Source organism: Parasphingorhabdus sp., from assembly GCF_039968395.1.
Lineage (GTDB): Bacteria > Pseudomonadota > Alphaproteobacteria > Sphingomonadales > Sphingomonadaceae > Parasphingorhabdus.
In genome coordinates, this window is sequence record NZ_JBDVPV010000005.1 from 307,974 (window position 1) to 322,210 (window position 14,237).

General features: G+C 54.2%; 13 protein-coding genes. All 13 read left to right on the forward strand.

Features of this window, described 5'->3' with window-relative positions; translation table 11 throughout:
- The 13 genes from ABJI30_RS12150 (at nt 1) to ABJI30_RS12210 (ending at nt 14,226) form a co-directional block, all read left to right on the forward strand.
- Complete coding sequence (locus tag ABJI30_RS12150) at nt 1–1,233, forward strand: NADH-quinone oxidoreductase subunit D (protein ID WP_348016956.1); 1,233 nt, start codon at nt 1–3, stop codon at nt 1,231–1,233.
- On the forward strand, nt 1,233–1,898 hold the full coding sequence (locus ABJI30_RS12155; protein ID WP_348016957.1) for an NAD(P)H-dependent oxidoreductase subunit E: 666 nt from the start codon (nt 1,233–1,235) through the stop codon (nt 1,896–1,898). Before ABJI30_RS12150 ends, ABJI30_RS12155 begins: the two co-directional genes overlap by 1 nt.
- Nucleotides 1,899–1,994: 96 nt before the next feature.
- The gene (gene nuoF, locus ABJI30_RS12160; RefSeq protein ID WP_348016958.1) at nt 1,995–3,302 is read left to right on the forward strand and encodes an NADH-quinone oxidoreductase subunit NuoF; all 1,308 of its coding nucleotides are present in this window, start codon (nt 1,995–1,997) and stop codon (nt 3,300–3,302) included.
- Entirely contained in the window at nt 3,299–4,003 is a 705-nt protein-coding gene (locus ABJI30_RS12165; RefSeq protein ID WP_348016959.1) for a hypothetical protein, read from the forward strand. The genes nuoF and ABJI30_RS12165 overlap by 4 nt, the downstream gene beginning before the upstream one ends.
- Nucleotides 4,003–6,018, forward strand: a complete 2,016-nt coding sequence (gene nuoG / locus ABJI30_RS12170; RefSeq protein ID WP_348016960.1) for an NADH-quinone oxidoreductase subunit NuoG — start codon at nt 4,003–4,005, stop codon at nt 6,016–6,018. Before ABJI30_RS12165 ends, nuoG begins: the two co-directional genes overlap by 1 nt.
- On the forward strand, nt 6,015–7,070 hold the full coding sequence (nuoH, locus tag ABJI30_RS12175) for an NADH-quinone oxidoreductase subunit NuoH (protein WP_348016961.1): 1,056 nt from the start codon (nt 6,015–6,017) through the stop codon (nt 7,068–7,070). Before nuoG ends, nuoH begins: the two co-directional genes overlap by 4 nt.
- Nucleotides 7,067–7,552 (forward strand): NADH-quinone oxidoreductase subunit NuoI, encoded by a 486-nt coding sequence (gene nuoI / locus ABJI30_RS12180; RefSeq protein WP_348016962.1) that lies wholly within the window; start codon nt 7,067–7,069, stop codon nt 7,550–7,552. Before nuoH ends, nuoI begins: the two co-directional genes overlap by 4 nt.
- 38 nt (nt 7,553–7,590) lie before the next feature.
- Nucleotides 7,591–8,202: an NADH-quinone oxidoreductase subunit J gene (locus ABJI30_RS12185; RefSeq protein WP_348016963.1), complete on the forward strand. Its 612-nt coding sequence runs from the start codon at nt 7,591–7,593 to the stop codon at nt 8,200–8,202.
- Nucleotides 8,199–8,504 (forward strand): NADH-quinone oxidoreductase subunit NuoK, encoded by a 306-nt coding sequence (gene nuoK, locus ABJI30_RS12190; RefSeq protein WP_348016964.1) that lies wholly within the window; start codon nt 8,199–8,201, stop codon nt 8,502–8,504. Before ABJI30_RS12185 ends, nuoK begins: the two co-directional genes overlap by 4 nt.
- A 4-nt stretch (nt 8,505–8,508) precedes the next feature.
- Nucleotides 8,509–10,512, forward strand: coding sequence for an NADH-quinone oxidoreductase subunit L (gene nuoL, locus ABJI30_RS12195; protein ID WP_348016965.1), 2,004 nt, complete (start codon nt 8,509–8,511; stop codon nt 10,510–10,512).
- A complete protein-coding gene (locus tag ABJI30_RS12200; protein ID WP_348016966.1) occupies nt 10,509–12,053 on the forward strand; it encodes an NADH-quinone oxidoreductase subunit M in 1,545 nt (514 codons plus the stop codon). The genes nuoL and ABJI30_RS12200 overlap by 4 nt, the downstream gene beginning before the upstream one ends.
- The gene (gene nuoN, locus ABJI30_RS12205) at nt 12,053–13,507 is read left to right on the forward strand and encodes an NADH-quinone oxidoreductase subunit NuoN (protein WP_348016967.1); all 1,455 of its coding nucleotides are present in this window, start codon (nt 12,053–12,055) and stop codon (nt 13,505–13,507) included. The genes ABJI30_RS12200 and nuoN overlap by 1 nt, the downstream gene beginning before the upstream one ends.
- A gap of 8 nt (nt 13,508–13,515) precedes the next feature.
- Nucleotides 13,516–14,226 (forward strand): biotin--[acetyl-CoA-carboxylase] ligase, encoded by a 711-nt coding sequence (locus tag ABJI30_RS12210; protein WP_348017816.1) that lies wholly within the window; start codon nt 13,516–13,518, stop codon nt 14,224–14,226.
- The last annotated feature ends 11 nt before the right edge of the window (nt 14,227–14,237 follow it).

The following is a 14,237-nucleotide window of genomic DNA, read 5'->3' on the forward strand; positions in this document are numbered from 1 at the left end:
ATGGCTGATTATCTTGACGAAGTCGCGGGTATTACGGACGCCGCCGATCCCACGGTGGGCGATACCGCGATTGAGAATTTCACGATTAACTTTGGCCCCCAGCATCCTGCGGCGCACGGCGTCTTGCGGATGGTCATGGAGCTCGATGGTGAGATTGTCGAACGCGTTGATCCGCATGTCGGCTTGTTGCACCGCGGCACCGAAAAGCTGATTGAGCACAAGACTTATTTGCAGGCTTTGCCCTATTTCGACCGGCTGGATTACTGTTCGCCGCTGGCAATGGAATATAGCTATGTGCTGGCAATCGAGAAGCTGCTCGATCTGGAAGTGCCACTTCGCGGGCAATATCTGCGGGTATTGTTTGCCGAGCTGACGCGCATCTGCAATCATATGCTCAATATCGGCGCGCACGTCATGGATGTTGGTGCGATGACACCCAATATCTGGGTATTTGAAATTCGCGAACAATGTCTGGAATTTTTTGAGCGGGCGAGCGGCGCCCGGATGCACAGCGCGTGGTTCCGACCCGGCGGCGTCCATCAGGATGTGCCGCTCAAGTTGCTGACCGATATTGCAGACTGGCTGGATGAGTTTCCGAAGCTGTTTAACGATGCCATGAGCCTCGTGATCGACAACCGGATTTTCAAGCAACGCAATGTCGATATCGCGACAGTGTCGAAAGACGATGCTGTGCGCTGGGGCTTTTCCGGCCCGGTATTGCGCGGCAGCGGTGTTGCCTGGGATCTCCGGAAATCTCAACCCTATGATGTTTATGACCGGATGGAATTTGATGTTCCGGTTGGTACGCGGGGTGATTGCTATGACCGGTTCATGGTGCGGGTTGAGGAAGTGCGTCAAAGCGCGCGGATCATGCGGCAATGTCTGAATGAAATGCCCGATGGTCCTGTCGCCAGCACCGACCGCAAAATCGTTCCGCCCAAGCGCGGCGAGATGAAGCAGTCGATGGAAGCGCTGATCCATCACTTCAAGCTCTACACCGAAGGCTTCCACGTGCCCGCCGGTGAAGTCTATGTCGCGACCGAAAGTCCCAAGGGCGAATTTGGCGTTTTTCTGGTGAGTGATGGTTCGAACAAACCCTATCGCTGCAAAATCCGGCCCACGGCCTTTAGCCACCTTCAGGCCATGGATTTCATGACCAAAGGCCACATGCTGCCCGATGCCACAGCTATTTTGGGCGCGATCGACATTGTGTTCGGGGAGTGCGATAGATAATGGCTGATACTCCAACCCCACCAGACGAAACCGAAACGCGCGCCAAATGGGGTGATTTCAAATTCACGCCTGCGAACGAAAAGCTCGCCAAGTGGCAGATTGCGAAATATCCTGATGGTCGCCAGAAATCGGCGGTGATGGCATTGCTTGATCTGGCGCAGCGACAGGTCGGTGCGGACACGAAAACCCAAGGCTGGCTGCCGGTTCCGGTGATCGAATATGTCGCAGCCTATCTCGATATGCCCTATATGCGGGCTTACGAAGTGGCGACATTCTACACCATGTATAATCTGGTGCCGGTTGGCCGCTATCATGTGCAGGTTTGCGGTACGACGCCCTGTATGCTGCGCGGTTCGGATGACGTCATGGCGGCGTGCAAGAACAAGGGCATGGCCAAGGGCAAAACCACGCCGGATGGGCTGTTCACGCTGACTGAGGTCGAATGCATGGGCAATTGCTCCAACGCGCCGATGGTTCAGATCAACGACGATAATTACGAAGATCTCGATTACGATATCATGACCCGCATTCTGGAAGACCTTGCGGCAGACAAAACTGTTCCGGTCGGTTCGCAAATTGGCCGCAAGACCAGCGAAGCAGAGGGCGGTCCGACCAACCTCAAGGAAATGGTCGACGCCAATCACGATTACCGGAAGGAGTGGTGATGCCATGTTTCTTGACGGATATGCAGGTTGGGTTGCTGTCGCCGTGGTCGCCATTGGTGTCATTGGCGGTATCTGGGGCCGCGGGAGGAAAAAGTAATGGGCTTTGATTTCCTGCAGGACAAAGATCGCATCTTCACCAATGTCTATGGTTTTCAGTCTTATGACCTGAAGGCGTCGCAACAGCGCGGCGACTGGGACAAGACCGCTGATATTCTCAAGCTGGGCAATGACAAGATTATCGAAGAGATAAAGGCGTCTGGTTTGCGCGGTCGCGGCGGTGCAGGATTTCCAACCGGCCTGAAATGGTCGTTCATGCCCAAAGAATCTCCCGATGGTCGTCCGAGTTTTCTGGTGATCAATGCCGATGAATCCGAGCCGGGTAGCTGCAAAGACCGTGAAATCCTGCGTAATGACCCGCACAAGCTGATCGAAGGCGCGCTGATTGCCGGTTTTGCGATGAGAGCCCGCGCGGCTTACATTTACATACGCGGCGAATATATCATGGAAGCCAAGGTCATGGAGGCTGCCGTTGCAGAAGCCTATGACGCAGGACTTATTGGCAAGAACGCAGCCAAATCCGGATATGATTTCGACGTCTTCGTCCACCGCGGTGCGGGCGCTTATATTTGCGGCGAAGAAACCGCGATGATTGAAAGTCTCGAAGGCAAGAAGGGTCAGCCGCGTCTGAAACCACCATTTCCTGCCGGTGCGGGCCTCTATGGCTGTCCGACGACAGTGAATAATGTCGAGTCAATTGCAGTGATTCCAACCATCATGCGACGCGGTGCGAGCTGGTTTGCCGGTTTTGGACGCGAAGGCAATCACGGTACGAAGCTGTTTCAGGTTTCCGGCCATGTCGACAAGCCAGCGGTGTTTGAAGAAGCGATGTCGATCCCGTTCAAAGATATGATCGAAAAGCATTGCGGCGGGATAACCGGTGGCTGGGATAATCTGCTGGCGGTTATTCCTGGCGGGTCTTCGGTTCCGCTGGTGCCGGCCGAGCAGATCATGGATGCGCCGATGGACTTTGACGGTCTGAAGGATCTGGGCTCTGGTCTTGGAACCGCAGCCGTGATCGTGATGGATAAATCCACCGACATTGTCCGCGCGATTTCAAGACTCGCCTATTTCTACAAACATGAAAGCTGCGGCCAGTGTACACCTTGCCGTGAAGGCACGGGCTGGATGTGGCGTGTCATGGAAAAAATGCGTGATGGCAATGCTGAAATTGCAGATATTGATACGCTCTACGAAGTCACCAAGCAGGTGGAAGGTCACACCATCTGCGCGCTCGGCGATGCCGCTGCCTGGCCAATCCAGGGCCTGATCCGCCATTTCCGTCCCGAGATGGAGCGGCGGATTAATGAGAATAAAGGCGCGGAAGTGCTGGAGGCTGCGGAATGAAAATTTTTGATGCATTGATTGTTTCTTTGGCGGTGCTTGTGTTTGCATCGTCATCCGCGGCTTTTGCGCAGCCGGAAATCGGATCTCGTATTGATCGATCGCGCGAAGGCATGACTGGTTTCCATGACCCTTTGCGTCAAAAATCCGCTCGCGCCGGATTGAATGCGATGATGCGGTGTAAAGCTGAAAGTCATCGCGCGCGCGCGATGAAGACGCTTGAGCTCCGGTACATGAGTGCCGAACAAACAAAGTCACTCGATAAAATCTTCAATAAAGTCGAATATGATGATCGATGCAGTCTGGCTAAGGATATTGAGTATCGTATTTCCACCGGCCCGACCGTTGGTGCATTCGCAGAATTTTTTCTGCTCAGAAAATATAATGAAAAGAATGTTGCGGCTTTGTCCAAATTGACTGAACTTGATTGGCAACAAGACGTAATGAAGCCGCGCAATGCTAATGAAATGTTCGGAAGGTGTCTCTCTCAGTCAGGACGCAATGAAGTATATAATCTTGTGAAGACTGTGCCTGATACTTCCGCTGAATCTGACGCGATAAAGTCAATTGTGCGGCTATTGGGTCCGTGTGTTACGGATGGGCTCGAGGTCAAATTTGACAAGACCTCATTGCGCGCCATTCTGGCCTATGGCTTGTTCCGCTCGATCCATCAGCATCAAGAAATGTTGGAGGCGCGAAACTAATGCCTAAAGTCACCGTAGATGGCGTTGAACTCGAAGTTCCACAGGGCGCAACCGTGCTGCAGGCCGCCGAGCTTGCGGGCAAGGAAATCCCGCGTTTTTGTTATCACGAACGCCTGAGTATCGCCGGCAATTGCCGGATGTGTCTTGTCGAGGTCAAGCCCGGCCCGCCCAAGCCACAGGCGAGCTGTGCGCTACCCGCTGCCGAGGGTCAGGAAATTCGTACCGATAGCGAAATGGTCAAAAAGGCCCGTGAAGGGGTGATGGAGTTTCTCCTCATCAACCATCCGCTGGATTGTCCGATTTGTGATCAGGGCGGCGAATGCGACTTGCAGGATCAGGCGATGGCCTATGGCAAAGGTGGTTCGCGCTACGAAGAAAACAAGCGTGCGGTCACCGAAAAATATATGGGACCTGTGGTCAAGACACAGATGACCCGCTGTATTCACTGCACACGCTGCGTTCGCTTTTCCGAAGAAGTGGCTGGTGTCGAGGAAATTGGCGCGATTGGTCGGGGCGAGGGGATGCAGATCACATCCTATCTCGAACAGGCGGTGCACAGTGAGCTTTCCGGGAATGTTGTCGATCTGTGTCCCGTCGGTGCACTGACCAGCAAGCCTTATGCGTTTGAAGCGCGGCCATGGGAACTGACCAAGACGCTGGGCATTGACGTAATGGACGGTGTCGGCACCAATATCCGCATCGACAGCCGTGGCCGTGAAGTGCTGCGCGCTTTGCCACGGGTCAATGATGACGTGAATGAAGAATGGGCAACGGACAAGACCCGTCATGCAGTGGATGGCCTGATGAAGCGCCGCCTCGACAAGCCATATATTCGCCGGAACGGCAAGCTCGAAGCGGTGGGTTGGAACGAAGCATTCGAAGCCATCGCAGCCGTCAAGGCCGGTAGCTCGGTAGCGGCGATCGCCGGAGACCTGGTCGATTGCGAAACCATGTATGCCACCAAGAAGCTGCTGAAAACGATGAAATCGGAAATGCTGGAAGGACGTCAGACCGGACTGTCCTACGATGTTTCCAGTCTGGCTGCAGTGAATTTCAACTCCACGATTGCCGGCATTGAAGATGCGGATGTGATCCTGCTGGTGTCGACCAACCCGCGCTGGGAAGCATCACTGGTCAATACCCGGATCCGCAAGGCGGTGCGCAAGGGCGGCGCAAAAGTGTTCGGCATTGGTCCGGAAGCAGACCAAACATATCCGGTCGAGTGGCTGGGTAATGACATGAGCCTGCTCAACGATTTGCCGAATGCAGTGAAAGACGCACTGGAGCAGGCGAAAAAGCCTGCGCTTGTTCTGGGTGGTGGAGCGCTAAGCGTCGAAGGCGCACATGGCGCAGCACTGAAACTGGCCAAGCAATTCAAGCTGGTGCGCGATGACTGGAATGGCTTCAACGTGCTGCATATTGGTGCGTCGCGAACGGGCGGTCTGATGCTCGGCTATGCCTATGACGGCGGTATCAAGGCGATTGCGGCGAAAAAACCCAAACTGCTCTTTGCGCTGGGTGCGGACGAAATGGATTATTCTGCATTCGAAAACAGCTTCAAGGTTTATGTCGGTCATCATGGTGATGCCGGGGCCCATGCAGCCGATGTGATCCTTCCCGCAGCGGCCTATACCGAAAAAGACGGGACTTACGTGAACCTGGAAGGCCGCGTTCAGCGTTCGAACAAGGCAATTTTTGCACCGGGTGATGCACGTGAAGACTGGAGCATCTTTCGGGCGCTTTCCGAAGTTGTGGGCAAGAAGCTGCCATTTGACAGTTTTGCCGACCTGCGCGCGAAAATGGGCAAGGATCATCCGGAACTTGCCAATGAAGGTCTGGTTGCGTTTGATTGGGCGCCGCCAACCGGTTTGCCAGACAAACCCAAGGGGCAGGGCGTTCATCCGGTTAAGGATTTCTACCTGACCAACAGCATCGCCCGCGCGAGCGCGACAATGCAGCGCTGTTCCGCGGAACTGTTGCATGCCGATGATGAAGTGATGGAGGCTGCGGAATGACCGAATGGTTCCAGTCACTTATCGGGTTTGAAGCGGGCTGGCTTGTCGCCACGCTTGCTCTCATCCTGCTTATCGCGCTGCCGCTATTACTCGCAGTGGCGATGATTATTTATTTTGATCGCAAGGTTATCGCTGCCGTTGCGCTGCGTCGTGGTCCCAATGTCGTGGGTCCGTTTGGATTGCTGCAGAGCTTTGCGGATGGACTGAAAGTATTCCTGCAGGAAACCATCATTCCTTCAAGCGCCAACAAGGGATTGTTCCTGCTTGCGCCCATCATCACGTTCACGGCGGCGTTGCTGGCCTGGGCGGTATTCCCGTTTGACGAAAATATGGTGCTGGCGAACATCAACGTCGGGCTTCTGTATATTCTCGGCATCAGTTCGCTGGGCATTTACGGTGTGATTATCTCTGGCTGGGCCAGTAACTCCAAATATCCGTTTTTCTCGGCGATGCGCGCAGCGGCACAAATGATCAGCTACGAAGTCTCGATCGGCTTCATCCTGATTTGCGTCGTTCTGATGGCCGGTACGTTTAATTTGCAGGATATCATCACCAGTCAGCAGGGGCATATTTTCGGCGTTGTGAACGCCTATGGCCTGAACCCGCTGCTGTTCCCGATGGCCGTCATGTTCCTGATCAGCACAATGGCAGAAACCGCACGTGCGCCGTTCGATTTGACCGAAGCAGAAAGCGAACTGGTTGCCGGTTACCAGACAGAATATTCGTCGATGAGCTTCGCGCTTTTCTGGCTGGGCGAATATGCGAACATTCTTTTGATGTGCGGTCTGAACGTCGTGCTGTTCTGGGGTGGCTGGTTGCCGCCGCTGGACGTCGACTGGATCCCGTGGTTCGATATTCCGGGTATCGTCTGGATGTTCGGCAAGATGTTCCTGTTCTTCTTTATCTTCAGCCTCGCCTGGGCCACCGTGCCGCGTTACCGCTATGACCAACTGATGCGTCTGGGTTGGAAAATATTCCTGCCGATCAGCCTGCTGTGGGTCGTTCTGGTGAGCGGATATGTCATGATCGAAAAATTTGGACTTCCACTATGACCGTAACTCAAGTCATAAAAGCCTTCACCTTGTGGGAGATATTGAAAGCGCATGCGTTGACGCTGAAATATTTTTTCAAGGCGAAGAAGACGATCAACTATCCCTACGAGAAAAACCCGATTTCGCCGCGTTTCCGAGGTGAGCATGCGCTGCGCCGCTATCCCAATGGCGAAGAGCGCTGCATCGCCTGCAAGCTGTGTGAAGCGGTTTGTCCGGCGCAAGCGATTACGATTGAAGCCGAACCGCGCGATGATGGCTCACGCCGCACCACGCGCTACGATATCGATATGACAAAATGCATTTACTGCGGTTTCTGTCAGGAAGCCTGCCCGGTAGATGCGATCGTGGAAGGGCCGAATTTCGAATATTCGACCGAAACACGGGAAGAACTGATTTACGACAAATCGAAGCTGTTGGAAAATGGCGACAAATGGGAGAGGGCGATCGCAGCAAATCTTGCTGCTGATGCGCCTTATCGCTAGAGCGCTGACCGGATCAATCGGGGGTTAAAACGAAACAGATGCAGATTTTTGCTTTCTATCTCTTCGCATCGATTGTGATCGCCAGTGCTGCGTTTTGCATCTTTGCGCGCAACCCTGTGCACAGCGTCTTGTGGCTTATCCTCGCGTTTTTCAATGCTGCGGGTTTGATGTTGCTGGTCGGCGCAGAGTTTATCGCGGCCTTGCTGATCATCGTCTATGTCGGCGCTGTCGCCGTACTGTTCCTGTTTGTAGTGATGATGCTCGATATCGATTTTGCCGAGTTACGTGCGGGTTTCATGAAAAACTTGCCACTTGGTTTGTTGCTGGCCCTGGTGTTGCTGGCAGAAATCATCTTCGGCGTAGGAGCATGGAGCTCAGCGGGAACCGGCGACGCCAATGCTGTTATCGGCCTGCCCGCAGGCGGCCCTTCGAATATCGAAGCGCTCGGGACACTGCTCTATACCAAATATGTATTTTTGTTTGAAGCAGCCGGGCTTGTCCTGCTGGTTGCCATGGTGGGGGCCATTGTCCTCACCCATCGTCAGCGAGGCGGCGTACGGAAACAGGTTATCAGCGCCCAGGTGAACCGTCGCCCGGAAGATGCCACGCGGAATACACAGCCTGAAATCGGCAAGGGGGTCGAGCTATGATCGGCATAGAACATTATCTGGTGGTCAGTTCCATCCTGTTCGTCATGGGCATGCTGGGCATTTTCCTGAACCGGAAAAACATCATCATCATTCTGATGGCGATTGAGTTGATCCTGCTTGCGGTGAACCTCAATCTGGTGGCGTTCAGTGCCTTTCTGGGTGACATGACCGGCCAGGTTTTTGCCATGTTCGTGCTGACCGTAGCCGCTGGAGAGGCGGCAATCGGTCTGGCCATTCTCGTTATATATTTCCGTCAGCGCGGCACGATTGCCGTTGATGACGTCAACCAGATGAAGGGTTAGGGACTTGACGATCCAGCTTATCGTTTTCCTGCCTTTGCTGGCAGCAATTGTTGCAGGTTTTGGCAACCGGATTATCGGCAATGTGCCAGCGAAACTGGTCACAACCGGCGCGCTTTTCCTTTCCTGTGCGCTCAGCTGGCCGATATTCATCAGCTATGTCGCAGGAACCGCCACGCCGGAAGTTGTTCCCGTGTTGCAATGGATACAGTCGGGAGATCTGACTTTCGATTGGGCATTGCGGGTAGATACGCTAACCGCAGTCATGCTGGTTGTGGTGACGACAGTATCGGCTCTGGTCCATCTCTATAGCTGGGGCTATATGGATGAAGACCCCGATCAACCGCGCTTTTTCGCCTATTTGTCGCTGTTTACCTTTGCGATGTTGATGCTCGTCACGGCGGACAATCTGGTCCAGATGTTCTTTGGCTGGGAAGGGGTGGGGCTGGCGTCCTATCTGCTCATCGGCTTCTGGTTCAAGAAACCATCAGCCAATGCCGCCGCGATCAAAGCCTTTGTCGTCAACCGGGTGGGTGATCTCGGCTTCATGCTCGGCATTTTCGGTACGTATCTGGTGTTTGGCACTGTTTCCATCAACGAGATTCTGGAAGCAGCGCCAGCCATGGCCGGGTCAACAATCACCTTTGCCGGCATGCGCTGGGACACAATGACGATCCTTTGCCTGCTGCTCTTCATTGGTGCGATGGGCAAGTCTGCGCAACTGGGCCTGCACACCTGGCTGCCAGACGCGATGGAAGGCCCGACGCCGGTTTCTGCACTTATTCACGCCGCGACGATGGTCACCGCAGGCGTATTCATGGTCTGCCGTTTGTCTCCCATGTTTGAGACCAGTGATGTTGCCCTGACGGTTGTCACGGTTGTTGGAGCCTGTACCGCTATATTTGCTGCGACAGTTGGTCTGGTTCAGACCGATATCAAGCGCGTGATTGCCTATTCTACCTGTTCACAACTCGGCTACATGTTCTTTGCTGCAGGGGTCGGCGCCTATAACGTTGCTATGTTCCACCTGTTCACGCACGCCTTCTTCAAGGCGTTGTTGTTCCTCGGTGCCGGTTCGGTCATCCACGCAATGCACCATGAACAGGACATGCGTTATTATGGCGGCCTGCGAAAAGAAATTCCGATTACATTCTGGGCCATGATGGCGGGAACGCTGGCGATTACCGGGGTAGGGATTTACTGGCTCCATGCAGGTTTTGCCGGTTTCCATTCCAAGGATGCTATTATCGAGGCGGCATTTGCGTCAGGCAGCCAGGTCGGGCAGTTTGCCTTCTTCATTGGCGTGCTCGCGGCGCTGCTGACCAGCTTTTACAGCTGGCGGCTTATGTTTCTCACGTTCTGGGGCAAGCCGCGCTGGATCGAGAGCGAGCATATTCAGCACAGCGTTCACAAAACACCCGAACAGGCTGGTGAAGATACAACCGGTGGTTATCACCCCCATGAAAGTCCGTATTCGATGCTGATTCCACTCGGACTATTGTCCATCGGCGCAGTTTTTGCAGGCTTTGTGTTCAGTCACGCGTTCATTGATGACGGCAATTTCTGGAATGGCGCGATCGCCTATGATGCCGGATTGATGCACGCGATGCACGAAGTGCCGCTTTGGGTGAAACTCTCTGCGACTGCTGCGATGCTGACAGGCCTCGCCACAGCTTATTTCATGTACTTCCGCGGAACCGAACGCCCCGCACGTCTGGCCGCGACATTCCAGCCATTATATCAGTTCTTCTTCAACAAATGGTATTTTGACGAGCTTTATGATCTGATCTTTGTTCGGCCCGCATTCTGGTTCGGACGGCTGTTCTGGAAAAAAGGCGATGAAGGCACGATTGACCGCTTTGGACCCAATGGCATTGCCGGACTGGTCGCAAGCGGGGCCGGCGTCGCCAAACGCTTCCAGAGCGGTTTCCTATATACCTATGCGCTCGTCATGCTGCTGGGACTGGCCGCTGCGGCGACCTGGGTTATCGTGAAGGGAGCCGGCGCATGAATCAGCTAGATTTCCCGATCCTGTCTCTGATGATGGGACTGCCCATGATGGCAGCGATTATCTGTCTGTTCCTGAACGCCCAGGCCGCGCGGTTGCTGGCTTTGGCTACAACGTTGGTGTTGTTCGTGTTGGGCGCATTGCTGTGGATCAATTACGACATTGGCGGCCCGCAATGGCAATATGTCGAACGTGCCGAGTTGTTTGGCAATTTCGCCTGGGCGCTTGGCATTGATGGCATTTCGATGATGCTGATCATGCTCACGGTCTTCCTGATGCCCATCTGTATTGGCGCAAGCTGGGAAGCGATACAGGAGCGTGTCGGCGAATATATGGCGGCTTTCCTGTTCATGGAAGTGCTGATGATCGGCGTGTTTGCCGCTCAGGATCTGTTCCTGTTCTACATTTTGTTCGAGGCAGGCCTGATCCCGATGTATCTGATTATCGGTATCTGGGGCGGGGCCAACCGGATTTACGCGAGTTACAAGTTCTTCCTCTATACGTTGCTGGGTTCGGTTGTGATGCTGATTGCCATGCTGTGGATGGTCCAGGAAGCAGGAACTTCGGACATTCCGACGTTGCTCAACTATGACTTCGATCCTTCCGCGCAAACATGGTTGTGGCTCGCCTTCTTTGCCAGCTTTGCCGTCAAGATGCCGATGTGGCCGGTTCACACTTGGCTGCCCGATGCGCACGTTCAGGCGCCGACCGCCGGATCTGTGATCCTCGCCGGTGTTCTATTGAAAATGGGTGGCTACGGCTTCCTGCGTTTCTCGTTACCCATGTTCCCGGAAGCCTCGGAACAGTTTATCTGGCTGATCTTCGGCTTGTCGATGGTCGCGGTGGTGTATACCTCGCTGGTGGCACTGGTGCAGCAGGACATGAAAAAGCTGATCGCCTATTCGTCAGTCGCCCATATGGCGATTGTGACCCTCGGCTTGTTTGCGTTCAATCGGCAAGGGATTGAAGGCGCGATTATCGTTATGCTGAGCCATGGGCTGGTATCGGGTGCATTGTTCCTGTGTGTCGGCGTGATTTATGACCGGCTGCATACACGGGAAATCTCGCGATATGGCGGTCTTTCGATAAACATGCCGAAATATGCGCTCCTGTTCATGCTGTTCACCATGGCTTCTGTCGGATTGCCCGGCACAAGCGGATTTGTGGGTGAATTCCTGTCGCTGGTCGGACTTTACAAGGTCAACAGCTGGGTCACCCTGGTGGCGACGACCGGGATTATTTTGGGTGCCGGTTACATGCTGTATCTCTATCGCCGGGTCGCTTTTGGTGAACTTGTGCATGAAGATGTCAAGGCCATGCCCGATCTGTCGAAACGCGAAATGGCGTTGTTGGCTCCAATTGCTGCCGCAGTGTTGTGGATGGGCGTGTATCCGGAAAGTTTCCTTGCTCCCATTCGCGGCGACGTCGGAACACTGGTGGCCAGGATTGATCGCGCTGCACCGGAAGGCGACGCGCATCTGAAGATGACCGCAGAGAAAGCAGCAACGGGACAACAAGAAACCGGTCACGGGGAAGCACACTGATGGACTATAAACTTTCCCTGATATTCACTTTGCCCGAGATTATTCTATCGGTCAGCAGCATGATTTTGCTTTTGATCGCAGCATGGGGCGGCAACAAATCTGCACGTTTGATCACTATATTGGCCGTTTCGGCTCTGGTCGGCTCTTCTTTGGTAGCTCTGAATTTCCTGCTCAATCCTTCGTATGAATTTGGCGCAGACGCATTTGAAGGCCTGTACCGGATGGATGCCTTTGGCAGTTTTGCGAAACTTCTCATCTATTTTTCAGCGATTGTTTCGCTGATGGTTGCGCCGCGCTTTTTCAAGGCAGGCGGGGAATATCGCCCGGAATATCCGGTACTGATCCTGTTTGCAGCCATTGGCATGGGCATCATGGTCTCTGCTGTGGATATGCTCACGCTGTATATTGGCCTGGAGCTTAACAGTCTGGCGGCTTATGTATTGGCCAGTTTCATTCGCACCGAGGTGCGCTCGGCAGAAGCCGGACTGAAATATTTTGCACTTGGCGCACTGGCCAGCGGGATGTTGTTGTTCGGGATTTCTCTGGTCTACGGTTTCGCAGGATCGACGAGCTTCTCGGTTATCAGCGACACCCTCACCGGCGACCTGGCTACTGGCCCGCTGATTGGTGTGGTTCTGGTACTCGCCGGACTCGCGTTCAAGATCAGTGCGGTACCCTTCCACATGTGGACGCCCGATGTTTATGAAGGCGCGCCGACACCGGTTACCGCGTTCTTTGCCAGCGCGCCTAAAGTTGCCGCAATCGCTTTGACCGTCCGCGTGATTATCGATGCATTTGGTGGACAGACTTCGACTTGGCAGCAGATCATCGTGTTCGTTGCACTGGCCTCGATCGTGCTTGGGGCAGTTGCGGCCATCGGCCAACAGAATATCAAGCGACTTCTCGCGTACAGTTCGATCAACAATGTTGGTTTTCTGCTGATTGGTCTGGCGGCGGGAACCGCACAGGGCATCTCCGCGATGCTCTTTTACCTCGTGATCTACGTGCTGATGACATTGGGCAGCTTTATCTGCGTAATGGAAATGCGTGATGCAGATGGCAAGCCTCTGGAAAGTCTCTCCAGTCTGGCCGGCCTTTCCCGAACGCGCCCCGGACTGGCTGCAGCCTTTGCCGTCTTCATGTTTTCTTTGGCAGGCATTCCGCCGCTGTTCGGCTTCTGGGGCAAGTTTCTGGTATTTGATGCAGCGGTCGCCGCCGGCATGCTGCCGCTGGCGGTCATTGGTATTGCCGCTTCGGTCATCGGCGCCTTTTATTACATCAAAGTGGTCAAGATCATCTATTTCGATGATCCGGCCAACGAGATTGCGCAAACCGGACACAAGACCGAGAATGGTCTTATCGCTTTTATGGCTGTGGCTGTTTCACCGCTGGGCTATCTTGCGATACCGGCTCTGGCTCCTGTGACGGCTGCTGCGGCGCAGGCCTTATTCTGACCACCCGGATCGAAACAGTCGCTGAAACCGCATCGACCAATGCGGACCTGAAAGCACGCGTTTTAAACGGCGACGGACAGGCAGGTCTGTGGCTGCGCGCGGAAAAACAGAGTGGCGGTGTGGGGCGTCTGGGACGCAAATGGGAAAGCCCGAAAGGCAATCTCTATTGCAGTACCATGATTGAAATCGCACCAGATGATCCGCCTCCGCACACATTGAGTTTCGTGGTCTCGCTGGCAGTGCATGAAATGCTGAAATCACAATTGATGGGGGATACTCCAATCCTCCTGAAATGGCCCAATGATGTGCTGGTCGAAAACGCCAAAATCTGTGGAATTTTACTGGAGCGTGTGGGAAATTTCATTGTGGTGGGAATAGGAGTAAATGTCGTGTTTGCTCCGAACATTGGTGAACGCGCAACCATTTCGATCCAGGATGTGAACGATCAGAACGCCAATGATGCGGCGGCGGTGCTTGGGTTTCTGGTGGAACCGATGGAAAACTGGTTGCAGCAATGGCGGTCAAAAGGACTAGCCCATATTCTGGAGCAGTGGACAAAGCGCGCTCATCCCGTTGGAAGCATCGTCACAACATCAACTGCCGACGGATCAAAACTGTCTGGCCAGTTTAGCGGTTTGAAAGACGACGGTGCGCTATGCTTGAGAAAGCCTGACGGAGCGCTTATCGAGATACATGCCGGTGATATCGAGATCGGTTAGAGGAAAGGTGC